General features: G+C 57.4%; 25 protein-coding genes. 1 reads left to right on the forward strand and 24 read right to left on the reverse strand.

All coding sequences use genetic code 11. The features are described from left to right. Positions 1 to 8 precede the first annotated feature (8 nt). From VB077_RS09510 to VB077_RS09600, 20 genes are all read right to left on the reverse strand, one after another. The gene (locus VB077_RS09510) at positions 9 to 1,715 is read right to left on the reverse strand and encodes a DUF6273 domain-containing protein (RefSeq protein WP_323414986.1); all 1,707 of its coding nucleotides are present in this window, start codon (positions 1,713 to 1,715) and stop codon (positions 9 to 11) included. Then, positions 1,696 to 2,766, reverse strand: coding sequence for a reverse transcriptase/maturase family protein (locus tag VB077_RS09515; RefSeq protein ID WP_323414987.1), 1,071 nt, complete (start codon positions 2,764 to 2,766; stop codon positions 1,696 to 1,698). The genes VB077_RS09510 and VB077_RS09515 overlap by 20 nt, the downstream gene beginning before the upstream one ends. Positions 2,767 to 2,932: 166 nt before the next feature. Beyond that, entirely contained in the window at positions 2,933 to 3,085 is a 153-nt protein-coding gene (locus VB077_RS16610) for a DUF6273 domain-containing protein (RefSeq protein WP_416337050.1), read from the reverse strand. A 27-nt stretch (positions 3,086 to 3,112) separates the two neighbouring features. Continuing rightward, positions 3,113 to 3,535, reverse strand: coding sequence for a four helix bundle protein (locus VB077_RS09520; RefSeq protein WP_323414988.1), 423 nt, complete (start codon positions 3,533 to 3,535; stop codon positions 3,113 to 3,115). Positions 3,536 to 3,748: 213 nt separating this feature from the next. Then, a complete protein-coding gene (locus VB077_RS09525) occupies positions 3,749 to 4,456 on the reverse strand; it encodes a hypothetical protein (protein WP_323414989.1) in 708 nt (235 codons plus the stop codon). 16 nt (positions 4,457 to 4,472) lie between these two features. Continuing rightward, positions 4,473 to 5,156 carry a hypothetical protein gene (locus VB077_RS09530; protein WP_323414990.1) on the reverse strand — a complete coding sequence of 228 codons (684 nt, stop codon included), beginning with the start codon at positions 5,154 to 5,156 and terminating at the stop codon, positions 4,473 to 4,475. Next, positions 5,153 to 6,334, reverse strand: a complete 1,182-nt coding sequence (locus VB077_RS09535; protein WP_323414991.1) for a baseplate J/gp47 family protein — start codon at positions 6,332 to 6,334, stop codon at positions 5,153 to 5,155. Before VB077_RS09535 ends, VB077_RS09530 begins: the two co-directional genes overlap by 4 nt. After that, the gene (locus VB077_RS09540; protein WP_323414992.1) at positions 6,334 to 6,708 is read right to left on the reverse strand and encodes a DUF2634 domain-containing protein; all 375 of its coding nucleotides are present in this window, start codon (positions 6,706 to 6,708) and stop codon (positions 6,334 to 6,336) included. The genes VB077_RS09535 and VB077_RS09540 overlap by 1 nt, the downstream gene beginning before the upstream one ends. Positions 6,709 to 6,721: 13 nt before the next feature. Next, positions 6,722 to 7,357: a Gp138 family membrane-puncturing spike protein gene (locus VB077_RS09545; RefSeq protein WP_323414993.1), complete on the reverse strand. Its 636-nt coding sequence runs from the start codon at positions 7,355 to 7,357 to the stop codon at positions 6,722 to 6,724. After that, positions 7,354 to 8,196 carry a phage protein gene (locus VB077_RS09550; protein WP_323414994.1) on the reverse strand — a complete coding sequence of 281 codons (843 nt, stop codon included), beginning with the start codon at positions 8,194 to 8,196 and terminating at the stop codon, positions 7,354 to 7,356. Before VB077_RS09550 ends, VB077_RS09545 begins: the two co-directional genes overlap by 4 nt. Beyond that, positions 8,197 to 8,553, reverse strand: a complete 357-nt coding sequence (locus VB077_RS09555; protein WP_323414995.1) for a phage baseplate plug family protein — start codon at positions 8,551 to 8,553, stop codon at positions 8,197 to 8,199. Between the two features lie 13 nt (positions 8,554 to 8,566). Further along, the gene (locus tag VB077_RS09560; RefSeq protein ID WP_323414996.1) at positions 8,567 to 9,157 is read right to left on the reverse strand and encodes a phage baseplate protein; all 591 of its coding nucleotides are present in this window, start codon (positions 9,155 to 9,157) and stop codon (positions 8,567 to 8,569) included. Positions 9,158 to 9,171: 14 nt separating this feature from the next. After that, positions 9,172 to 11,667 (reverse strand): hypothetical protein, encoded by a 2,496-nt coding sequence (locus VB077_RS09565; protein ID WP_323414997.1) that lies wholly within the window; start codon positions 11,665 to 11,667, stop codon positions 9,172 to 9,174. A gap of 241 nt (positions 11,668 to 11,908) precedes the next feature. After that, on the reverse strand, positions 11,909 to 12,178 hold the full coding sequence (locus tag VB077_RS09570) for a hypothetical protein (RefSeq protein ID WP_323414998.1): 270 nt from the start codon (positions 12,176 to 12,178) through the stop codon (positions 11,909 to 11,911). 75 nt (positions 12,179 to 12,253) lie between these two features. Beyond that, complete coding sequence (locus VB077_RS09575; protein WP_323414999.1) at positions 12,254 to 12,655, reverse strand: phage structural protein; 402 nt, start codon at positions 12,653 to 12,655, stop codon at positions 12,254 to 12,256. 19 nt (positions 12,656 to 12,674) lie between these two features. Continuing rightward, a complete protein-coding gene (locus VB077_RS09580; RefSeq protein WP_323415000.1) occupies positions 12,675 to 13,772 on the reverse strand; it encodes a DUF3383 family protein in 1,098 nt (365 codons plus the stop codon). 4 nt (positions 13,773 to 13,776) lie between these two features. Beyond that, positions 13,777 to 14,328 carry an LIC_12616 family protein gene (locus VB077_RS09585; RefSeq protein ID WP_323415001.1) on the reverse strand — a complete coding sequence of 184 codons (552 nt, stop codon included), beginning with the start codon at positions 14,326 to 14,328 and terminating at the stop codon, positions 13,777 to 13,779. Beyond that, the gene (locus VB077_RS09590) at positions 14,325 to 14,693 is read right to left on the reverse strand and encodes a hypothetical protein (RefSeq protein ID WP_323415002.1); all 369 of its coding nucleotides are present in this window, start codon (positions 14,691 to 14,693) and stop codon (positions 14,325 to 14,327) included. Before VB077_RS09590 ends, VB077_RS09585 begins: the two co-directional genes overlap by 4 nt. Next, a complete protein-coding gene (locus tag VB077_RS09595; RefSeq protein ID WP_323415003.1) occupies positions 14,693 to 15,310 on the reverse strand; it encodes a hypothetical protein in 618 nt (205 codons plus the stop codon). The genes VB077_RS09590 and VB077_RS09595 overlap by 1 nt, the downstream gene beginning before the upstream one ends. Positions 15,311 to 15,321: 11 nt before the next feature. Then, entirely contained in the window at positions 15,322 to 15,978 is a 657-nt protein-coding gene (locus VB077_RS09600; protein WP_323415004.1) for a hypothetical protein, read from the reverse strand. Between VB077_RS09600 and VB077_RS09605 the strand changes: the two genes are divergently transcribed. Beyond that, positions 15,956 to 16,159 (forward strand): hypothetical protein, encoded by a 204-nt coding sequence (locus tag VB077_RS09605; protein WP_323415005.1) that lies wholly within the window; start codon positions 15,956 to 15,958, stop codon positions 16,157 to 16,159. The two genes, VB077_RS09600 and VB077_RS09605, sit on opposite strands and share 23 nt — an antisense overlap. 26 nt (positions 16,160 to 16,185) lie before the next feature. Here VB077_RS09605 and VB077_RS09610 read toward each other — a convergent pair whose 3' ends face one another. The 4 genes from VB077_RS09610 to VB077_RS09625 are packed head-to-tail and all read right to left on the reverse strand — an operon-like array spanning position 16,186 to position 21,426. Continuing rightward, positions 16,186 to 16,557: a hypothetical protein gene (locus VB077_RS09610; RefSeq protein WP_323415006.1), complete on the reverse strand. Its 372-nt coding sequence runs from the start codon at positions 16,555 to 16,557 to the stop codon at positions 16,186 to 16,188. A 36-nt stretch (positions 16,558 to 16,593) separates the two neighbouring features. Beyond that, positions 16,594 to 18,174 (reverse strand): phage major capsid protein, encoded by a 1,581-nt coding sequence (locus VB077_RS09615; RefSeq protein ID WP_323415007.1) that lies wholly within the window; start codon positions 18,172 to 18,174, stop codon positions 16,594 to 16,596. 18 nt (positions 18,175 to 18,192) lie between these two features. Beyond that, entirely contained in the window at positions 18,193 to 19,197 is a 1,005-nt protein-coding gene (locus VB077_RS09620) for an HK97 family phage prohead protease (protein WP_323415008.1), read from the reverse strand. Between the two features lie 15 nt (positions 19,198 to 19,212). Then, a complete protein-coding gene (locus VB077_RS09625; protein ID WP_323415009.1) occupies positions 19,213 to 21,426 on the reverse strand; it encodes a phage portal protein in 2,214 nt (737 codons plus the stop codon). Between the last annotated feature and the right edge of the window lie 11 nt (positions 21,427 to 21,437).

Genomic DNA, 21,437 nt, shown 5'->3' on the forward strand with positions numbered 1-21,437 from the left:
CTCCTCTCTTAAATGTAGCTGCCGTTCAGCCCGTTGCAGTAGACCTGCGGGTAGGCTGTCGAGGGGCTGATGGTCACCCAAACGCCGACCGCCCACTTCTCCGCAGTCTTGGTGTTGTTGCTGAAGATGTGCTTCAAGCCCACGTTTGCGGTCTCCCACGCCGGGGAAGCGTCGAGGGCGTTGTTGCAGACGCGGACTTGCACGTCGCCAGCGGCGGCATAATACTGGAGGGAAATCAGGATTTTCTCCGGCTTTGCGTCGGTCTGGATGGGCGCGGTCTTCAGGTCGATTTTTACCACCGACCGTCTGAATGTGATGGTGCGGGTGGTGCTATCGCCGTAGTAGTCCGTCGCCTTAATCTGCAGGGTGTGCTGTCCACTCTTTAGTGCGTAAAACTGGGCGGGGGTCATGGAGTAGGTGTATTCCTGTTCCAGTTCGACGGGGTTTGTCGTCTGAACGGTTGTGCCGTCGAGCGTGATATCCACCCTTACATTTCCTGTCGCGTCCGGCTTGGAGACGGTGAATTTGGTCGTCGGCGGCGCGGTGATGATGCCGAGGTCGCTGTCGCTCCCCGAAATGCCGGGGGCGATGTTGTGGATGACTGTCCTTGTGTCGCTGTACAGGTAGTCGCTGTAGTCTCCGACGCTGTCCTTTGCGCGGACGCGGTACTTGACGCTATTCATCGCCACCGTTATGGCGTGGTTGTAGGTCAGCCCGCTCCCCGTATAAATGTTCGAGTAACCGCCGCCATTCACGCTCACGTCGAGGTCGTAGCTGATGGGGTTCCCATCCGGGTCGGTGCTTGCCGTCCATGTGATGGTCGCGTTCTTGCCGCTCTTTATCGTGTCTGGCACTGTCATGCTGGGTGGCTTTGTTGGAGGCTGGTTCCATTGGATGACGTAAGCTCCATCTGCGTCGGCGGAATCAGATACCAAGATATTAGATGGCAGATTCAAAGCGGGGCGCAGTCCGTGGGTGCCGTAGTACGCGTTGCCGTACGTCTCGCTCCCGTCCGAGTACACGAGGCGCACGTTGTACGAGGTCGCGGCGTACGGGGAGCGCAGCCACCAATACCAGTTCTGGCTGGCGGAAAGGCTGCTGTTAGTGTAGTTGCTGTTGGAAACCGCTTCTGCGGTCGGCATACAAAGGCGGCTGCTGTTGTTGGTGTTGAATAACGCGAGGAGGCTTCCCTCGGTGATGCCGTTCTCCGCTCCCAGCCCGACTTCTGCCTTGGAGAGCAGGAAAACGCCGTCTGTGACGGTCTCCGAACCTCCGCCGTCTACGGTTGCCTTTGCGACGGTCAGCGTGGTCTGGAGAATGGCTGTCCTGAAATTAAGCGAGAAGCCTGTCAGGAAGCCCGCCACTGCGTCGTAGGGGTTTTTGCTGTCCCATACGTTCGCCGCGCTGGGAGGCGCGTCTGCGCCGTGCTGGGCGGTGTACCAGTTCGTTCCCGTCTTGTTGAGCCATTGACGCAGGTTTGCGAAAGCGTAGCGGTTATTTCCGTAGCTTTTGCGGTTGCTGTCGCTGTTTGTTGCTTCGATAGCGTCGAAGCACATGATTTTGACGATGCGTTCAGTGATGAGCGTTACCGAGTTCGCGGGGTAACCCGCGTGGTTCTTGTCGGCAATCTGAAAAATGAGAGGCTTCCCGTAGAGCATGGAGGTGGTGTCTTTCACCTTTGCGCCGACAGGGAGGTTAATAATCTGTTGAGCCATCTGTGTCTTCGCTCCTTTCAAATAACGATGTATAGATTTGGTCGTACTTCGCTATCAGGCTCCGGCAGTTCCCGTGCGCGGCGTGCGCCCGCCAGCTTTGGTAACTTTCAGTCGCCTTTTCCTTGGTCATCGCGCCGTTCTCGACCATCACGGCGTGTTTTCGCAGCTTCCGCTTCATGCGGTCGCGGCTGGACTTCCGCACCTTGCGGATGACCTTGCCGCTGTCGGTGAGGTAGGTGTGGAAACCGAGGAAGTCTATCCCGTTACGAAGCGGGAAAATCTGGGTCTTATGGTTCAGTGACAGTCCACGCTCCGCGAGGTGCCGGGCGATGATGTCCCGTGCCTCCAGCAGGACGGCTTTGTCTCTGTGGATGAGGTAGAAGTCGTCCATGTACCGCCCGTAGTATTTAATCCGCAGTCCTTCTTTGACGAGGTGGTCGAGTTTGTTCAGGTAGAGCAGAGCGAATATCTGACTGCTCTGGTTCCCGATGGGGATACCGACACCGCCCGGCGTACTGTCGATTATCAAATACGCAAGCCGGAGGCATCGCGGGTCTTTGAGCTGCTCTGCCACGTCCTGCTTCAGGATGTCATGTCGGATGCTCGCGAAGTATTTACTAACATCCGCTTTCAGCACCCAGCCGTCCGCGCTCCCCGTCTTGCGGTAGTGGTCGCGCATGAAATCACGTAGGCGATTGAGACCGTAGTGCGTCCCCTTGCCGACCTGTGAGCCGTAATTGTCGAGGATGAAAGGGCGGGTCAGTGTGTCGTAAAGAACGCAATCGCAGAAGACGTGTTGCACGATTTTGTCCTTGAAACTGTTCGTCTGAATGAGGCGGCGTTTCGGTTCCGTGACATAAAACTCGCGGTATATGCCGGGCTTGTAGGTTTCCTCTGTGAGTTCCTTTTGGAGGTATGCCACAGCTTCCAGCGCGTTTGCTTCGACCTTTGCGACCGCATCTTTCCATCGCTTGCCGCGCCTTGCGGCTCGGTATGCGGCGTAGAGGTTGCCAAAATCGCATAAATCGTCGTATTTCTGGTTGGGCTTCATTCTCTCCCTCCCGTATTCGCCGTAAAAAAGCCGCAAAGCCGACGTTTGGATTTCCTCGTCAGGCTTCGCGGCATCGGCGTTATGTGTTCGTCCGCGCCGCCGCTGGGCGGGTTGGACAGGATGTGCTTTCCTTTGATGGGTGGGCTTCCGTTTTCAGCCTTGCGGCTTACTGGGTCGCAGTTTCCACCGAAGCGGGGCGCAGTCCGTTGTTGCCGTTGTACGCGTTGTTGTTCGTCTCGCTCCCGTCCGTGTTCACGTGGCGCACGTTGTTCGAGTTCGCGGCGTTCGGGGAGCGCAGCCAAGCGCACATAGAAACCATGCACGTACAAAGCACACCCTAATGTCATCACGGTCTCGCCTGTGGGTTGAACCGTGCGGCATCCTTTTTGTACCATGAGGCAGTTAGGTTCTTAACGTCGAGGGTCATTTTCGTCCAGTATTCACATCGCCGGATGTCGATGTATCCCTGCTCCATCGCAATGTCGAGGAACGTTAAGAAGATTTTGCAATTAGTCATCACCTCGCGCTGAAGTGAAAGCCTCCGTTCCGTTTCAGCCGCGCTCTTGGGGTATATCTCGTTTGCCGCGATGATGTCATGCAGAATATCGAGGGCGACGTTCTGCATCCGCTGGCAAAGCGTAAACCGCACCTTTTTGGGGAATAGCGAGGTGTTGTTCGTGAGCGTGAGCGTGTGGTTTAAGAGGTCTTTTGCTTTGGTGATGACGGTTAAGTCACCCTGTCTGTTTGTTGGTGCTGACGTAGTGGACACCTCCTCTGCTTGATGGTATCCACCTCCTCCTGTGTCATGCCGTCAATGTAGAGAACACCCTCTTTCGCGTCGATGCGGATTGCTATCGGTCGCCCGTCGTAGGTCGTTCCCTCGATGCGGAGACCGCTCTTTTTGTCGCAGGGGCATGGCGTTTGTGTCTCCGCTATAAGGGTGGCAATCAGGCAGGAGGCTCTTTCTTCAGTGACGGCTACCTTAGCTTGCATTGCCAGCCTCAATTCTGCGAGCGGATTGGTTGTACACGCCGTCATCGATTCGCACATTCGACAGGGTGAGGAAGTCCGCCGCAAAGGTAATGCCTCCGGGCATATCTCCGCTTACGAGGTCGTTTAGCAGTGCGATGTCGGCGGTCTGCTTGTCGAGGGTGTCCTGAAGCCCGATGATGTCGCCGACGACGTGCGAGTGTCCGATGAGTGCATATTTTGCAAGGTCGACGGCACGGGCGAAAGCGTCCGGGTGGATGATGGCAGACACCAGCGCGACGCCGCTCACCACGGTTATCAGGGTAAAGGTGGCGAGTTTGTTCACAGGGTCGCCCTCTGGTCTAATCCATTCAGGGTGCTGGGCGAGGGTTAGGTAGGTGTAGCCGATTTCACCCTCGTCGGGGTCTGCCGCCCAGAGCATGAGTTCCGTCGCATTGAAGCCCTGCTCCAGCCCCAAACTGATGACCTGTGCCACGACCGAGACCTCCCCGCTCTGGGGGTTGTCGATGGCGGCTATCATGCCATCCATCTCGTAGTGCGCGAGGTTTGTCATCTTCTCCGGGGTCAGTCCCTCCGGGACAGTGCCAGATCCGACTGTCACCTTGGTGAATGTGAGTTGCCCTTTTGACGCGAGCAGCTTCGCGATGAGGGCTTTGCCTTTTTCGGTCAAGTAGCTGCCGTCAGCATAAAGCTGTGCCATTGTCATGTCCTCCTTTTTAATTCGCCGGGCGTACTGTAATCTCGGCGTATTCGTAGGTCGCTTGGTTCATATGCGCGGTGCGTTCGAATGTGCGGGTGGGGTTGACCGGGCGCAGTGTGATTTCCGCATACTCGGTACAAGCGGTGTTTATGACCGCGCTGTTCTGGTATCGGCGATAGGTGCGGAAAATGAGCCGCGTTCCTACGCCCGCCGCGACGATACGTTTCATCATCTGGGCGATGATTTCTGCCGTATCGAGCCGCGCTGCGTCCAGTAATGCCTCGTCAATGTAAATCCACACCTTGGCGGGGAAAACCTCACGGAGTTCCACGTTTTCGGGTGGGATGTCGAAAAGCGAGGCGGCGGCTTTTATCACGGTGTCGATGTCGCCGCCTGAAAGCAGGGAAATCATCTTAACCTTGATAAGGAGCCGCAGGAAGGGGTCGGGCGAACCGTTGCGCTTCACGCCGAAGTTCGCCGCGTAGCGGTCAAGAACCGCGCCCCTTGCGTTGTCTATGTCGTCCCAGAGCCGCATCTTCTCGGTCTGCTCTTGGATGATTTTCAGACCGAAGTCGAAGGTAGAGAACAGCCTCCCGATGTTGGTGTCCATCGGGAGGCTGTGGTAGGCGTTCCGCAGGTCTTTGCGGTTGTATCCGCTCGTCAGTGCGTCGAGCATTGTCCTAAGAAATCCCTCGCTCATGTGACAGTCACCTTCCCCTCGTCGGTGACGGCTTTTTGGCGGCTCGTTATGGGGATGTTTTCTACGCTGTAGTTGATGCCGTCTCCGCTGATTTCGAGGTCGAAATCGACCACGCCAGACACGGAGTAAATCGGGGTGGGGATGCGGTTAAAAATCACGCTCTCCCCGATGGTAAGCCCGCCCTTAGCATCGCCGCCGATGTAGGAGACGAGGGCTTGTTTTATCTGCTCTATGCCGTCGACGGGGAACCTGCGGGGGTCGGTCTGCAGGTTGGTGACGCGGATGTAAACAGGGACGGGCACGGGTCGGCTGAAGCTGATGTTGTAGGTCATGCCGCTGGCGGAAACGACCGGGACGGTCGTGTTGCCATGCGTCCGTATGCCAGCAGCTTTGCGCTTGAATATCTGCATCGCCACGTCCCCGTCCAGCCCGCCGTAGATGACCGCCTCGAATGCATGAGGCGGGATTCCGTCCGCATCTGGCTCGTCGGTGTCGTTCTCATAAACGACCGCACTGTACACGCCCTCCACGTTCTGGAGGATTTCGCCGCTGATTGCGTCGGCGTTTACGCCGCCAGCGTAGTCCACTGATTCGTAGTACCTCTCCCTGTATTCTGGGTCGGTCTCTGTGTTGCGTCCGCCGTCGAAATCCGCAGGGTTAGTCACCGCCGTGATGCCCTCCATTGGGTTGACAATGGAAGTAATGGTTCCGGCAGCCGTGTTGCCGTCCGGCCCTGCGAGTGTCGCTTGCGCCGGGAGAGTGACGGTGCCGTTAGCGATGGTTCCCTCCGCCATCACGACGTACTGCGTTCCTGCGGTGGTCGCGGCGAGCCATCCTACGGGTACGGTCGCGCCGTCCGTGCCACTTATCTGGAGGTACCCGACAGCCTTTTGCGCCGGAAGGAGCCGGAGACCTATCGCCTTGCCGAGGTTGTATAAGCTGGTGCCGACCGACGTATCCACAAAACGGCTGTTATAAACGTCCTCAATTGTGGAAAACAAGAGGTTTAATGCCCATGCGAACAAGCGCAGGAAAAGTCCAAGCGGGGAGCGTACGGTAAGGTTCGCCTTGGTGCCGAACAGTTCCCGCGCCTTGTGTTCGAGCGCGTCCAGAAGTTCGGCGTAGGTTGGGCGGCGGAAACCTCGGTCTGTCAGCCCCCAATCGTTAATGTCCGCCATCAGGTCTTCACCTCCATTCCTATTTTTCTGCCGCTGTACAGCGTCGCGTTAAACGCTGCGCTTACGGTTTTGTCGCCGATTTCGGCGGTCACATCATCTACCTGCGCCACGTCAGTCTCTTGGAAGATTGCCTCGCGCAGGACTTCTCCGACCTCGTCTTCCGGCAGTTCGTGAGGCTTCTTACCGAGAATGCGGTCGTATTCAGTACCGTGGGTATCGTCGAGAAAAAACTCTCCTTTCCACGTCTGGAGCGTCAGCCGGACGCACTGGGCGGTGGTCTCGTCGCCGTATATCTGCTCCATGTTCCCGTTCTCGTCGAGGACGAGGTCGCGGGTGTTAGGGTCAATGCGTAGGGTCATGTTTTCATCTGCCATCCGTCTGCCTCCTTTACTGCGGCTTGCCCGTGGTACCGGGGCCGCTCTCTACGCCGCCGTGGACGTGATTTGCGAGGCTTATTCCGCTGGCGGTGGTATCACCTGCCACGGTCGCGTTCGCGTCGACAGAGGCGTTCCCTGTGGCGTGTACGTCGCCTTTTATCTCCACGTTGCCGACGAGGGTGATGGTGCCGGGTGTGACGGCTATGTAGGTGCTACCGTCTGCGGTGGCGATGACCGCCGCTCCGTCTGGCAGTCCGCCCACAGGAGCATTTCCAGGGACGATGCCGCCAATAAACACCGCGTCGCTCGTCGAGTGGTTGCGCTCGGTGTTCGGTTCGCTCTCCTTGCCATCGGCGACCGCCTTGTCGATGTCGTGGTCGATGTAGACCACCAGTCCGATGTCGCCCGCCTGTATCCACGGGCGGAAGACAAAGCCGCCGCTTTTGGTCGCGGCGACAGGAACGCCAAGGACGGGCGGCTGGCTCTGGTATGTGCCATTTTCGAGGTGCTTCGATAGAGGCTGAACGTCGACGGTCATCTTGGCGGGGTCAAATCCCGTAACCTTGACGATGGCGGCCACGTTGACCGCCTCTTTGGTTTGCTTATCCTGTTGTTGCTGGTACCGCATTGGGTTGACGTTCTTCATACTGGACGCACCTCCATTTCCGTCTTCCAGTCGCCGCTCCTGCTGCCGATGTGCCGCCCGCGCACGACCATGAAGCGACCATTGAGGCTCTGGCTTTGGATTTTTATTAAATCGGCCGGCCCGATGTGGTAGTTCAGGAGGCTTGCGCGGGTCTTCAGCTTTTCTTCTTTCTCCGCCGTTGGGGTCTTGGTGTTTAAGGCGGTTTCGATGGGGATGACCTCGTCCTCGTCGGTCGCTTTGAGTAGTCCTGTCTGTGCCGAGAGCAGGTATCCTTTGTTCACGCCTGTGTCTGGTTTGTTGACGATAAGCTGCCCGGTTGGACGTATCAGCATCCGGCTCTTGCAGTCGCTCACGATGATGTCTTTTAGCACATCTTTTAGCTTGCCACGGCAGACGCGCCCGCGCGGGTAGGTCTTATTTTCGGCGAGTTCAAAGGCTCCGACCTCCAGCCCGAAGATGTTGAAAAGGTCGGTCAGCATCGCCTTGGCGGTGATGCTCTGCTTGTAGGTCTTATTCACCTGAGCCGACAGCCACTCGTCGAGGGCTACGGTCGCAGTGATTTTGGTCGTCCAGTCTGTGGCGTCCTTTTTGTGGGACAGGGCGGCGGCCTTTCCGACGAACAGGCACCCGATGTCTCCCTCGTATCCGGCATTGATGATGATGGGATCGCCCCGCTTGATGCTATTGCGCGTGTCCGCTGACAGGTTGGTTGCGGTGATGGTTGCCGTCGTCAGTTCTTCGCTGTCCTCAAACGGGATTTCAAACGAGAAGTTCAGGGTGTCCAGCGTGTATCTCCGCGTTCCAATCTGGAGCGTTGCGTCGCGTATCCAGAAGTCCATTTACTCCACCCGCCTTTCGTGGAGGTAGAGCCGCACTGCTTTCCCGAAGTTACCCTCTGTGACCGTGCTGATGTCCTCGTCCGTGAGGCATTGGGGGATGATGACGGGTAAGGGGAAGCGTTCGTCTTCGATGCTTCCGAAAAGTGGGCGACCGTACCGTATCGGGTCTCCGAATGCCAGCACCTCGCCCGTGGTCGTGATGAGGTCTACGGTGAAAAATCCGCCGACCTCGTTGTACTTGACGGTGAGGGTGAAAGTCTTGTCTATGAGTTTGACCGAGAAGGTGTACGGCACCTTTTCGGTATCAATGTCGATGTAGGTGACCTCGTTGCCGAGGTCTATAAGTTGCAGAGCCATGCCGTCGCCTCCTTTACTTCACGCCACTGTAGCTGGGCGTTTTACGCGTCGCAGGGCCGCTGTTGCTGTTGCCCTTGTACGAGTTGACGTAGTTGGCGTAGGCTTTACCGCTCACCGTTTGGGTGACGATGGTCTTAGTCCCTGCGTTTGCGGTTTTTTTCGATTGCTTGTTGGATGATTTTCCTGCATCCTGTTGTGTCATCAGCGGCATCTCTCCGACTTCGACGCGCTCGGACGAGGCAATGATGATTTCCTGAAACTGCGCCCTAAATGCGCACCCGTCCTTGTTTTTGGCGTTGTAGTCGAACGAGAGCGAGGTGATGACGAGGTTCGATATGCGGCTCCGCCCGGTGTAGGTCAGAATGTCGCGCTTGTCGCGCATATTCTTCAGCGCGGTCACCGCCTTTTCTCCGCCGATGATGGTGCCGGACACGCTGAACCTCGCCGTCTCATTGACGATGTGGTCAGTGATGTCGGAGCCGCTCTCGACGGGGTTGGAGGTGACCTTGCTGGTAAGGCTTAGGCTCTCGGTCTGAATGTTGCCGTTGTCGTCGGGTGTGAAGCGGACAGTGCCGCTTTTTCTACCTTGGATGGTGTATGCCATGCTCGGTCACCTCCTTATGCGTATGCGTTCTTAAGGGACATTGTGGTTAATTCATCCTGCCGCGCTTCCTCATACAGGCTCTTAAACGTCGTTTTTAGCTTCGCCATCATCTCGTCGATGACCGCGCTGTCGGCGTTGCCCTGAATGGTGATTTGGATTTGCGGCGGGGCGTAGATCGCCGTAGTACTGCTGGTGTTGTTGGTTGTCGCGCCCGCTATGAGGCGGTCGCTCTTGTCTGCTGGGATTATCGCGCTGCCGGACGGGAGGAATGCGACCTCACCGCCGCGCTCATTGATGCGCGTCCAGCCGCCCTCGAAGTCGTCCGTGCCGCTGGCGTGTCCGGGGATGCTCGCTCCCGATACGCTGATGTTCGCATTGTTCACACCCTGCGCCGCTGAAGCTATGCTCCTGAACGCCTCGACGATTTTCTTTGCGCCCATCTCGGCGGCATTGGTCATGCGCGTCCACGCTTCCTCGGCGTTTATCGCCATCGTGGAGTAGGTGCTGGTCGCCTCCGCGCCCATCAGTTGGAGATTGAGGTCGCTGATGTCCTTGGTGGCGATGATGTTCTCCTGTGCGGCGGTGTTCGCCTGTGCCGACGCAGTGGCGATGTCCTTGGTGTAGGAGGACGTGTCCACGGCGAGCGTGGTCTCTTTGCTTGTCGCCTCGCCCAGTCCGTTCACGGCTCCGTTTAGTCCTTCGACTTCTTTTTTGCTCTCTTTCGCGCCTCCGAAAAGGTTTGAAAAGAAGCCCACGACCTTGCCTACGCCGTCCGCGAGCCAGCCAATGGTCTTTCCTAAAACGTCAGCTATCACTCCCAGCACGTCACCGATGACCTCCAAAACAGGAGACAAAGCCTCCAAAATGGGTGCCACCAGCCCCAAAAGCTGGGCGATGGGCGGGAGGATGGCTTCGGCTATCTGCTTGATGACTGGCATCAGCGTCTGGATGATGGGAACGAGGGCATCAAAAATGCTAAGTATCGGAGGTAGCAGGGTGTCCACAAGCACTTTCAGGATTTCCGCCAGCGGCGGGAGTATCGCCTGTGCCAGCGAATTGAAAACCTGCAGAAGCGGTGTCACGGCTTTGAAAACCGTACCGAGAACGTCTACCAATATTGGCAGGAGGGTCATGCCGAGTTCAGTTATAATCGGCATTGCTTGCGACAGCCCGTCCGAGAGCATTTCTACCAGTCCCATCAGCATAGGCTCGATTCGCGGCCATGCGTCCATGATGACACCGAAGAATTTCTCGATGGCTGGGCTGAATTTTGCGCCTGCGTCCTCCATGAAGTTCGCCCAGATACCTTTAAGGCTCTTTGTGCTGTTAACCAGACCGCCTGTCTGCTCGATGGCCGCTCGCTGAACGTCTGCGCTCTGGTCGAGAATGGCGTTCATGCGAAGCTGCGCCTTGGTAGCGTCGTCCAGTTGGTCGATGTTGCCAGACAGCCCCAGCTTTAGGGCTTCCTCTTTCAGGGTTGCGTCGTCGAGGTTGAAGCCGTACTCCGCCAGTGCGGAGGTGTTTCCCTTTATCGCGTCCTGAAGGACGGATAGGGCTTCCGCGTCTTCCATCTTGAAAGCGTTCCCGAAGTCGTAGGCGAGGGAGGTGGTGATTTCCGACAGTTCCGTCGCCGCTTCTCCTGTGATGCCCAGTTCGGAGAACATGGCTTGGTTCTGAACAAGGAAACCTTTGACCTCGGTGGTGCTTCGATGTACTGCGTCGGCGTAACTGTTCGCCCAGTCCTGCGCGTCCGTCCCTGCAAAGAGACGGTCGAATTTGGCGGCGGTATTTTCTGTTGCCTTGGCAGCATCGAGCGCGGAGCCGATGAAATCCTTTAGTGCATTCACGCCCGCCTTGATAGCTTCGATGCCGAGGAACGCCTTAAACGCTCCCATCATCGCGTCTCTTATCTGATTGCCGCCTTTTTCGCCAGCCGCCCCCATGTCATTGAGGGCTTTCTCGGTCTTTTCGGACTGGTCTTCCACGCCTTTTTCGCTTTTCTCGGCAGCGTCGAAAGCCGCCGCCAGCTTGCTCTTGATGGTCTGTACCGGGTGCATAAAGGCGTTCCCGATGGTCTTCGCACCTTTCGATACGTTGTTTCGGAAACCGTCAAACTTTTTCCCGGTGAATGCAAGCGCACCCGACATTCCCTTTTGGAAACTCTGAGCGAGGGATTGTCCGTCCTTGATGGCGGCAGAGGTGGTCTTTCGGAAAGCTGCGCCGAACGATTCAGCATCTGCGCCCATTTTGCGGAAGCGGTCGCTTGCGTCGTCGCCCGCGTCGCGGAAATCCGCGCCCATACGAACGGCGGCGGCCCCTGCTTCGTTCGCCGCTCCTGCGCCTGACGCTCCCATGCCACTTAGGGCTTGGCTGACGTTCTGCGCTCCGACCTGCGCCTGTTGCTCCGCTCGGTCGATGCCCTCGATGCCTTTCTCGACCTTTTCAATGTCACCGAGAGCCTTTTCCGCGTCAAAGCCTATCCCGTAGGTCATTTCCCTGCTGTCTGCCATCTCCATCACCTCCTTGTAAACGGCAAAACAGCCGCCCCTCCCGGAAAGGAAGGGCGGCTACCTGCCATTAATTTTTGTTCGCCATTCGTCTTGCCAAATGATACGCGCCTCGACCGCCTCGCGGTATTCTGCTAAGTCCATAGCCTTTAGTTCGGTGTAAGTTATACCCGGTCCGGCAAAGACAAAGCACCAGAATTCTTTATTGCGGCGGGCGCGTCGCTGTGCTTCTCCTACGTCCTGTTCACTCGCGAAGAAAGGATTCGATTTCCTTGATGAGAGCCTCCGGGGTCTTCAGGTCTTCCTGCTCGTCAAAGTATCCCATGCCGCCATTTGCGACCTCGGAGGGAGCGATGACGCAGTTCCTGAACATCGTATCCATGTACTTCACGCTGTCGCGTTTGCCGCCGCCTGTGTTGCCGACCTTGTCGTTCAGTTCGTAATACCACGACGGGCTGACGCTCTGTAGGGTGAATTCCTGGCCGTTCACGGTCACCTTTTTCTGCTTAGCCATATACTTTCTATAGCCCCTTTCGCTTAGTGATTTTGGCTTCTGCCGCCAGTTCTTGTTCTGTGCCGCCATCCCTGATTACCTGTAGTTCAGGTCGGGGATGTAAATGTTGGCTGTCACGGTGGTTTCCTCTTTCCCGCGCGGTGCGTCCGGCATTTTGAGGATGCGGCAGTTCTCCTCGTTGACCTGAATTGCGTCTGCGTCGTTCGCGTCCGAGATGGACAGGCGGATAGGTTTCCGTCTGGCGCAAAGGTCGCGGATGTAGGGAAGGGAGGCGGAGGTGGACATCAGCGGGAGCGCGGCATTGCCGCTGTTGTTGGCGTTCTCGCTGTAGGTCACGTCACCCTGCGCCCCGACCGTGGGGGTTACGATATCTTCGTTGTGGGTCAGTGTCACCACGCCGTCCTGCGCGAAGCCCGTAATGGCTCGCCCGTTGAGCGAAATAGTGACTTTCTTGGGGTCGTAAGTCTTGACTTCCATTGTGCGTTATCCTCCTTTCTTACGCGCTTAGGGAGGCGCGGAGCGTTCCCTTGACTTTTACGCTGTGAACGGCACCCTCCAGCAGGGCTTCCCAGACGACGTCCGGCATCTGCCGTGCCCGCGCTTGGTCATCAGTCGCTTGTGACCGTTTCGGCACGACGACGTTATAAATGCCCGCGCCGCTCTCCGGGTCTCTGGCGATAACGCCAAGGGATACCGCTTTATTCAGCGAAGCGAAGACTGCCGCAGCGACCAGAGCAAAGCCCGCGTCGGTGTACGGCACTTTCGCGTTCTGCAGGAACACGTCATAAAGTTCCGAACGCATACGGTGCGCGATGTAATCTGCGCCCATCTGCACATCGATGAATTCACCGTCCCAGCAGGTGCCGTTCTTGACATACTGCCGCTTATACTCCTCGGTGAGGAAGTTGATGTTTGCCTCCTCCAGTGCTTCACGCTGCGCGTCCGTGATGTCCGGCATAGTGATGCCCTGCGGACGCTTGAATTTCCACGTCACGCTGACGGGGTAGAACGGGCCGACATTGCCAAGGTACGCCGCGTCTGCTTCCTCGTCGAGGTGCAGGGTGTCGCTGTAAATAATCGCGCTACGGCGGTACCCGCCCACGAGCGCGAGGTTGTCGGTCTGTCCAAAATAGAATTTACGATGGTCTTCGATGCCCGCGCCGAGTTCCGCCTCGGTCGGTTCACTGTCCTCCGCGAATTTGGCGAGCGCGGTGACTATGTCGTCCTCATCGCGGTCGGTAAGCAGGATGTACCAGTCGTTGTCGGTCTCCTGCAGGGTTTTTATTTTGTCGATTAAGTCCGTCGCCTTTGCCTTATCAGTTTCTCCCGTAAGGGCGGGGAAGCCGACGATTTTCACCTTGCGGATGAGGGTCTCGGCGAGCGTTGTCTTGCCTTGGTTAAACATAGCGGCGCACTTATTGTAAATGCGCTGGGGCTTGCCAGCCACGTCGGGGAACGCTGCCCGCACCTCATCCAAGCTGCGGTAGGTAGCGATGTCCTTTGCGCCCGCTGTGGAAATGAGCAGGATGTCGAGTGCCTCCGATGCTCTGGGCTTTGCGTCGATGTTCACGACGACGATAACGTCTTTAGGCATAATCTCACTCCTTTGTTTCTGATGTTGTGACGCTTCCGACCGTCTCGTCCGTCCGGCTATCCACGCGGGTGTAGCGGATGCGAACGTCGAAGCCGTAGCGTCTTGCCGCCTCGTCGACGACGAGGGTCGTGCGGTTAGTGGTGTTGGTCACGTCCACGACCACGATGCCGAGGTTGGACAGGATGTCGTACTCTGCGTGTAAAAAGAAGCCCTGCGCTCGTTCTGCGAGGCTCTGGGCTTCATCTTCTCCGTAGATGTATGGCTCCGTGTCTGCGCCGTTCTCATCCTTGCTCCATCGGTTGATGCTGCAGAAGATGAGGGAAAGGGTCGCTGTGGGCTGTTCTGTGCGCGTGGTCGTGAGTTTGGTCGTGCTGGGTATCTCGGTCTGCTCGTAGTTTCCCATCGCTCCTGTGGGCGCGTATGGGGTCGTCACGCTGTAATAGCAAAACGGATAGTTATCGGGCGGGGGAGTTGCTTGGTCGCCCAATATCACCGGGATACCGAGGTACTGTTCCAGCCGCTGGGTGATGATGTTGCGTACTTCTAAAAATGTCATTTTGGCGATGCGCCTCCTCTCGCTTCCACGGCGTACCGCTTCATGGGGTGTATCGGGCCGTGTGTGAGTTCCTGCGTGACGGTGTAGGTCGCGCCGTCGTAGGTGTCCGTGAAGGTCGCCCCGACTGCGAGACGGTGGCTGTTGGTGTACAGCTTTTGCGTCTGCTTGGTGTAGGTTCCCTCTGGCATATACTGCAAGTCCTCGTTCGACATCGGCATGACCACGCCCTTAAAGGTGACGGTTGCTGGGTTAAGAGTAGGCTTCCATTGCCCTCCGTTGGTGCTGTCGTGGCTCCCGCCCGGCGTTATCTGCTTCATGTCGTGGAGGAGACCGATGGGTATCTGGGGTTTTGCAAAGTTCAGCATTATTCTCCTCCCTCCACTTTGAATGTGATGCTTTGGTATAACCGTCCGCTTTCTACGAGCGGAGCCTCTTGATTGGTTGATGCCATCGTGATGTTGCTCTTGGGCTTCAGCTTGGTGTTGAAATACTCCTGTGTCATCTGAACGCAGAATAGTCCGATGTTTTCTGCTGCTTGTTGGGCAGTCCACTCGCCTTTAATTATGCGGTCGACTGCCATGCGTGTCGTGGCTTCGATGCCTTGCTTACCACTGTCATAGCTTCCACGGATGAAGCTGCGCTCTGGGATATGGACGGTCGGCAGGAGCATAAACAGAAATTCTATTTCGTCCTTGCCTTTGTCCCTGACGACGAACACATCGCCGTCATCCGTTCGCAGTATCCATGTGTTGTCGATGTCTCTGGGGCTTTTGTCTTTGAGCCACGGCTTCAACGGTATTGCGAGGTTCTTCGCCTTTTTTGCCGTAATGGTCGCACCGTACTCGTGAACGCCAGCTATCATCAGTAGTTCGCTATCCTCGTCGCCTTGGATGCCGACGTGAATTTTCATCTTGCTTAGTGCCATGAGTTCGCGCCGGATGCGGGCGAGGTTTTCCAGTATGGGGTTCGGTTTGTTTGCCATCGCGCACCTCCTTAAAGTCGAGTGTAGTAGCCTATGGTATCGAGCCATTCCTGACGTGGGCTTTTGTCAAAAGTCCACGATACGTCCGAAATGCTGAACGCCGATAAGCCCTGCGCCCCGTTCTGCATGGTGGCGAATTCCTGACTAACCGCGCCCCAGACCACGCCCTGCAGGTCAAATGGGAGTGTCGAGGGTTCTTCCTCGGTCGCGTCTTTCGGCAAGACATAGCCCGCCGTGTATTTGACCTCCAAGCACCGCATTGGAGCGACGATGTCATAGGATAGGCCGCCCCGGTATCCCCGAAGCGGCCACCCTTTGTCTTTGTAAAGCACGCCGATTTCCCCGGTCACGTTGAAGTCGTACTCGCTATCGGGGATGATGTCTCCGTCGCTGGTGTCCTTGACGTACTCGACCGCGAGTATCGGCCATTGAAGCAGGACGAGTTCTTGTGTGCCGGAGGCGACGTATTGCTGGATGTAAGTCTTCTTGCCGAGGTGCCGCCCTGTCATGCGCTCCACCCACGCGGACACGCTGTTGATGAGATTAACGATTATCACGTCGCGCTGGGGGTCGATATCATCCGGCGCAATGCCGAGCATCGTCTTCATTGCTTCAAGCGTCGTTAGCGCGTTCGGAGCCAGCGGTATGGCGGGCGTAGTATTACTCATGGTTGGTCACCTCCTCTGGGGTTGTTATTTTTCCTCGTCCTTTTTGGGTCTGCCTCTGCCTTTGTCAGCTGGTGCGGCAGAAGCCGCCGCCGTGGGTTCCGTGGCTGGCGCGGGTGCGTCGACCTTGGTCTCCACGACGGGGTGTGCTGCCTTATTTGCTGACGGAGCAGGGCTTTTATAAATCCTTGCCATGCTCTCGTCCCCCTCTTAAACGGGCGCGTACTGCGCGTCGCCCAGCGCGTATGCGTAAGTTGCCCCGGACGCTGCCGCGCCGCTGGCGGTGACTTTGATGTACTTCTTGCACCCGACGAGGTCGAGGTCGAGGTTCACCTTATCGCCCGCCGCGACGGTCAGTTCTACCACGCCGTCCGTGGTTTTCCCCTCGCTGGGTGCGATGTGGGTGTCGGCGACCGCCGTGAAGGGGCCGCCCTCAGTATCGCTGTGGGTGACGGTCAGTGTCAGTTTGCCCGCTGCCGTTACTTCCGCCGCGACAATCGCGGAGAGAAAGTTCTGGCGGTCAATCGCCGCGCCGCTGGTGTACGGCGCGACTTTTACATTTTCCATGAGTTCGCGTTTCATTGCGTTTTCCTCCTTGTTCGATAATCTGCGCCGCTCTTAGGCGATGACGCAGTTCTTGATGTAAGCGAAGCTCTCCGCATGACGTGCGGCGATATCGACATACATCAGGGCACGGGTGGCAGTCAGGTTCTCCTCAAAGGCGTTATGCTGTACGCCGTCCTCGTCCGTCCACGAGCCGTCGAGGGTCGTGTAGGTTTCGAGACCGAGTTGCTCGCCGATGAGCAGGTCTGCCCAGTTTCCGAAGAACATAGCGGTCTTGTTGCCGCTGTCGGTCGGGATTTGGTTGCTGACCTTGTAGGGGAAGCCCAGCAGCTTGCCGCTGTTCATCTCCTCGCGGTAGATGTATGCGCCAGTGGTGGTCTTCAAGTTCATGAGGTAGCCCTCCATCATGCTGTTGAAAGTCCAGCCGAGACCGAGGTCGTCGACGTTCTTTGCCAGCACGGTGCTACGCACATAAACAGGGAAGTCAGAAGTAATTTTTCCGCTCGCGTCCACGAGGTCAGGGTTGTTAAGGGTCGTTGCGTCGATGTTGAGAATGCCGGGGGTTGCCTGAACGCCGAGGGGCTGGAATTCTCCGCCCTTGCCGAACAGTGCGCCCCAGTCGAGACCGAGTTCCATGCGTCGGGTCAGGTCGCTGGCAAAGATGGCATCCGCGCTGTAGTTGGTCGACATGATGAGTTCGCGGGTCTGGGGAACGATAGCCTCCAGACGCTTCGCGGACAGCTTCACGTTGCCAAACGCAGGCTGGGTCTTAGTGATTTTGCGCTGCTCGCCGCCCCATGTCGCTCTCGCGCCGCTGGTCATCTTCGGGATGTTCAGGTTGCCATTTGCCATCGGCACTTTCCTTGCGCCGAGTTCAAAGACGACGGTCTTCGCGTAGAGCATCTCGATGATTTCGTCGAGGTAGATTTCGGGGATGAGGTAGCCGCCCGTGGAGGGGACGGTTGCGGACAGGGCTTTGAATTCCCTTTCCATTGCCTCGTCGCCGTAGTGCTTCCGCGCCATAAACGCGGCTTGGTCGGGGTCGTGCCGCCCGAATACGTCCAAGCACTTCACTGCACGGGCGAGTTGGATTTCAGGCGGGATTTTCTTCGTGTTCTGCGTTGCGCCAGAACGAGGGATGTAGATGTCTCCATACTTGCGGGAGGCGGGAGCAGGGGCAGCGTTGCGGCTCTTGGAGCGCGTCTTGGTCTGGGTGGCTTTGCGGTTCGCGTACTTGCGCTTGCCCTCGTCGCCCTCCTCACGCGCTTCCTCGCGCCCATCGGAGGCTTTCTCCTCGCTGTCCTCGTCGGTGCCGTCTTCTTTCTCGTCGCCGTCTTCGAGTCCGTCGATGATTTCGGCGACCTCTGCCATGATGTCCTCAGTGGGGTCGTCGTCGATTTCCTCGCCAGCTTCTTTACGGCTCTTGCGCTTTTCGGTGGCGGAAGCGATAGCATCGGTGACGATGTTCATGAGGTCTTCGGTGGAAACGCCAGCCGCATCTTCGGATGCGTCGTCGTTCTCTCCACCCATCGCTTCCTTGACGGCGGCTTTAATCATTTCGCCGAGTTCGTCCGCGCCCATCTTCATGGACTTGGCTTTGGTGGGGGCTGCGTTGCCCTTCTTGTAACGCTTCATAGTTCGTTTTCCTCCTTGTTAAAATGTGATTTCGATGGTTGGGATTTGCTGGGGTTCCTGCCGCTGTTTCCGCTGTTGGGTGCGGCTCGGCGGCGGTGCGCTCTTGGCTCCCTGCTGTTCGCCCTCTGCCTCCTTGATGATGGCTTTGAGTGCCTTTATCGCACCCTCCATCGTGGTACAGGCTTCTTTCAGGGATTTCAGGCGTACCGTGCTGATTTTACGCCCCTCTTTCAGGTCGGCGATGATGCCCTCTGCCATCTGGGTCGCCCGGTCTGCGGTCTCGGTAGCTTTGTATCCCGTGATGACCGCCTCGGGGTTCATAGCCCATGTGACGATGGACACCTCCCACAGCTTGACCTCGCGCAGGTGCCGCACACCGTCCTCTTTGTCGTAGTCAAAAGTCACCGGGTCGTAGCCGATGGACATCTCGGACAGCACTCTGTCCCGTAGGAGCGTCTTCACGTCCTTGCCCATAGCTGTATCGCTGATTTTGCCCTTGATATAGAGGCCGTGCGCGTCCTCGCGCAGTTCGAGGGGTTTTCCGATTGGCAGGTCATAATCATTGTGAAGCACGAGAATTTTCACTCGCTCCCAGCCCTCGGCGATTGTCTTCGTGAAGGCTCCGGGTTCTATGATGTCGCCTCCGCTGTCCACGTTGCCGAAAACGGCAGCGTAGCCAGAGAAGATGCCCTGCTCCTCGTCAAATTCTTCCAGTTCAAACTGGAGTGTTTTGTATTCGGTCTTGCGGCTCTTGGTCTTCACGCCCGTTTGGAGGGACGCTTCCCAAGCCTCCAGCCCGACCTTTTCGTCGTAGTAGCGCGGGGTCTCATTCAGGTGCGCCAGTACGATTTTCGCTGTTTTTAAGGGGTCGTCGTCCGTAATGTTAGTGACGGTGGCGACCGTGCCGTGTTCGAGTTCGACGTTCATCCCGCGCAGGAAATCGTCGGGGGTGAATTTTACCGCGTCGAAGTCCACGCCGAGGGCTTTAGTTGCATCGGCGGCTTGTTTTGCTGTGAATGCCATATTGTTCCTCCTCTCTTAAAATCCGCCGTATGTGACGTAGCAGTGACAGTTGATGACCTCGGCGGGGTCGGAACACTCTGGGTCACGCGGAAAACGTAGCCCATTGCTGAACCTCTCGTCGATGGCGCGGGTTTCTCCGTTCAATGCCACATGGTTCGGCGTGTTGTTTTTGCCATCACGGGGTTGCTTCTGGGGACGGTGATGCCACGTCTTGGTGGTTGCTCCCGCCGTCCTCATCATGTCGTATTGCCCTGTCGTGAGGCTGGTGGTGGTTTCCTGTCGCGCTATCAGCTTGGCGCGGCTGGATGTGGTCTGCATTTCCTGCATGATTTCCTGTGCCATCGCCTTGGTGCTGTTTCCGTGGGTGATTCCGTCGCTGACGATGCGGCTGATGGATTCCTTGGTCGCGTCTTGAATACCGACGACGCGCTTGCCGCCGCGCAGTTTGGCTGTGCTGACAAGTTCGGGACGCTGGACAGAATGGACGCGGTAGAGGTCTTGGCTGTGCTTTGCGCCCGCGTCGTAGGCTTTCCTCCACAGTGGCTCATAAATTTTGTTGAGGATATCCGCCTCGCGCGTCCAGTCAATCATGCCGCTGACGAATTTATCCGCAAGGGCTTTTTGCTGGGCTTCATCGAGCAGGTTCCACGCTTCGTAGTTGACCGTACCGTCCTCGTTGAAGTAGGGGCGCATATTATCCCACACGGTGCCGTCCGCTTTCTCGGTCTCTCCGAGTGCGGCACCGATGCGTTTTGCCTGTTCTCTGAAGAATTTCATGGTGGCAATTTCAAAAGCCGCACCCATTTCACGGAGCGCGGCATTCTCTGACTGTTCGGCGGCTGACAGACTGATTCGCCGCCCTGCGGCTTTCTGCCCGTATGCGTCGAGTATTTCGACTATGTCCTCGTCGGTGCCGTCTTCCACCTCAATGTCGCCGCCTTTGTCCGGCGCGTCTTCGATGACGACCGTGTCCTCCGCGTCTGCTGGTTCCATATCCAGCTGGGATGTGGTCATGGCGGCAGTGACCGCGACTGGGTCTTCATCCTCGCCGATGAATACGTCAGAGAACGTTCCCTTGTAAACGCGCCCGCCTGTGGTTGCGGGTGCCAAGTCGAGCAGTTCCCGCGCCTCGTCTTTGAGGAGCAGTCCGGCGTTCCATCCGTCTATGCCTTTCATCTTGTCAAACTCTTGGTTTCGCGGCACAATGTCGTCGTATCGCCAGACGAGGTTCTCACCGAACATCGGGAGAAGCTGCTTGTTGACTGCCTCCTCGCGTCGGCGCAGGCGCGGCATGAGGACGTTCTGTGCATAGATAAACTGTGCCGCTTCTGCGGTCGCGCGGTTGCTGTTCTCGGTGATGCCCATAATCTCGCGGGGGACACCGAAATGCTCCAGTACCGCGTCGCGGAGGTACATTCTACCGTTGACCATATCCATGTCTTTCATGGTCTCGCCTACGCGCTGGACGCTGACCTCGCCGTTGACGGTTGCCATTCCGTGGGATTTGAATACGCCTTGAAAGCGTTCGAGCCATTCCATACGGAAGCGTTTGCGCTGTTCGTCGGTGCTTTTCGGCATCGCCACGATGAGGTTCGGTGTTGCGTCGTTGAAAAAGAACCGCTTCTGAAACTTCGAGGCGTACTCGTCGGTCTCGACCTCATCCGATATGCTTTCCGCCGCGCCCAATCCGCGCATGAACGGGTCGAACGGGTTCAGGCTTTTCATCACGAACATATCCTCGACAGGCACGTCAATGATGCCGCCGCTGGATGTTCGCACCCGGTAGAACGGGTGACCGAGGTATGGGGTCATGAATACCCAATGCGTCGGAACCGGCCACAATTCGGAGGGTCTTCCCATTGGGTCGCGTTCAATGATGAAATATCCCTCGCCTTTGAGCAGGAGGTATATTTCGTGAAGTTGCCAGAGTGCCGCGCTGGAGTATTCATGCAGGGGGTTCAGGTTGTCCCAAAAGTCGAGGAACGGATGGGACTGCACCTCCTGCTCCTCGCCGTTGCTCGCGATGGCATATAGTTTGCCAGTCGCGAATGAAAGGTCAGAGGCTATTCTGTCCACGACCGCGAGGCGGGGGCTGGTGCTGAAAGTCTTTATCCATTCGGCGGTGTTGCGTTCCGGAGGGCGCGACCAGCGCGGTATCATGCTGTTGCCGTTGTCGCGCCGCGTGAATTGATTGCTTACGTTGGACTGCCGCCTGCTGAATAGTGGCATGGTTTTTCACC

Origin of the sequence: Desulfitobacterium sp., assembly GCF_034927245.1 — a bacterium.
In the GTDB taxonomy this organism is placed as follows: Bacteria; Bacillota; Desulfitobacteriia; order Desulfitobacteriales; family Desulfitobacteriaceae; genus Desulfitobacterium_A.

What these genes read in the sequence shown, in the direction of transcription:
- VB077_RS09510 (WP_323414986.1), bottom strand. Translation starts at nt 1,715, where the DNA reads ATGGCTCAACAGATTATTAACCTCCCTGTCGGCGCAAAGGTGAAAGAC.
- VB077_RS09515 (WP_323414987.1), bottom strand. Translation starts at nt 2,766, where the DNA reads ATGAAGCCCAACCAGAAATACGACGATTTATGCGATTTTGGCAACCTC.
- VB077_RS16610 (WP_416337050.1), bottom strand. Translation starts at nt 3,085, where the DNA reads ATGGTTTCTATGTGCGCTTGGCTGCGCTCCCCGAACGCCGCGAACTCG.
- VB077_RS09525 (WP_323414989.1), bottom strand. Translation starts at nt 4,456, where the DNA reads ATGGCACAGCTTTATGCTGACGGCAGCTACTTGACCGAAAAAGGCAAA.
- VB077_RS09530 (WP_323414990.1), bottom strand. Translation starts at nt 5,156, where the DNA reads ATGAGCGAGGGATTTCTTAGGACAATGCTCGACGCACTGACGAGCGGA.
- VB077_RS09535 (WP_323414991.1), bottom strand. Translation starts at nt 6,334, where the DNA reads ATGGCGGACATTAACGATTGGGGGCTGACAGACCGAGGTTTCCGCCGC.
- VB077_RS09540 (WP_323414992.1), bottom strand. Translation starts at nt 6,708, where the DNA reads ATGGCAGATGAAAACATGACCCTACGCATTGACCCTAACACCCGCGAC.
- VB077_RS09545 (WP_323414993.1), bottom strand. Translation starts at nt 7,357, where the DNA reads ATGAAGAACGTCAACCCAATGCGGTACCAGCAACAACAGGATAAGCAA.
- VB077_RS09550 (WP_323414994.1), bottom strand. Translation starts at nt 8,196, where the DNA reads ATGGACTTCTGGATACGCGACGCAACGCTCCAGATTGGAACGCGGAGA.
- VB077_RS09555 (WP_323414995.1), bottom strand. Translation starts at nt 8,553, where the DNA reads ATGGCTCTGCAACTTATAGACCTCGGCAACGAGGTCACCTACATCGAC.
- VB077_RS09560 (WP_323414996.1), bottom strand. Translation starts at nt 9,157, where the DNA reads ATGGCATACACCATCCAAGGTAGAAAAAGCGGCACTGTCCGCTTCACA.
- VB077_RS09565 (WP_323414997.1), bottom strand. Translation starts at nt 11,667, where the DNA reads ATGGCAGACAGCAGGGAAATGACCTACGGGATAGGCTTTGACGCGGAA.
- VB077_RS09570 (WP_323414998.1), bottom strand. Translation starts at nt 12,178, where the DNA reads ATGGCTAAGCAGAAAAAGGTGACCGTGAACGGCCAGGAATTCACCCTA.
- VB077_RS09575 (WP_323414999.1), bottom strand. Translation starts at nt 12,655, where the DNA reads ATGGAAGTCAAGACTTACGACCCCAAGAAAGTCACTATTTCGCTCAAC.
- VB077_RS09580 (WP_323415000.1), bottom strand. Translation starts at nt 13,772, where the DNA reads ATGCCTAAAGACGTTATCGTCGTCGTGAACATCGACGCAAAGCCCAGA.
- VB077_RS09585 (WP_323415001.1), bottom strand. Translation starts at nt 14,328, where the DNA reads ATGACATTTTTAGAAGTACGCAACATCATCACCCAGCGGCTGGAACAG.
- VB077_RS09590 (WP_323415002.1), bottom strand. Translation starts at nt 14,693, where the DNA reads ATGCTGAACTTTGCAAAACCCCAGATACCCATCGGTCTCCTCCACGAC.
- VB077_RS09595 (WP_323415003.1), bottom strand. Translation starts at nt 15,310, where the DNA reads ATGGCAAACAAACCGAACCCCATACTGGAAAACCTCGCCCGCATCCGG.
- VB077_RS09605 (WP_323415005.1), top strand. Translation starts at nt 15,956, where the DNA reads ATGGCGGGCGTAGTATTACTCATGGTTGGTCACCTCCTCTGGGGTTGT.
- VB077_RS09600 (WP_323415004.1), bottom strand. Translation starts at nt 15,978, where the DNA reads ATGAGTAATACTACGCCCGCCATACCGCTGGCTCCGAACGCGCTAACG.
- VB077_RS09610 (WP_323415006.1), bottom strand. Translation starts at nt 16,557, where the DNA reads ATGAAACGCGAACTCATGGAAAATGTAAAAGTCGCGCCGTACACCAGC.
- VB077_RS09615 (WP_323415007.1), bottom strand. Translation starts at nt 18,174, where the DNA reads ATGAAGCGTTACAAGAAGGGCAACGCAGCCCCCACCAAAGCCAAGTCC.
- VB077_RS09620 (WP_323415008.1), bottom strand. Translation starts at nt 19,197, where the DNA reads ATGGCATTCACAGCAAAACAAGCCGCCGATGCAACTAAAGCCCTCGGC.
- VB077_RS09625 (WP_323415009.1), bottom strand. Translation starts at nt 21,426, where the DNA reads ATGCCACTATTCAGCAGGCGGCAGTCCAACGTAAGCAATCAATTCACG.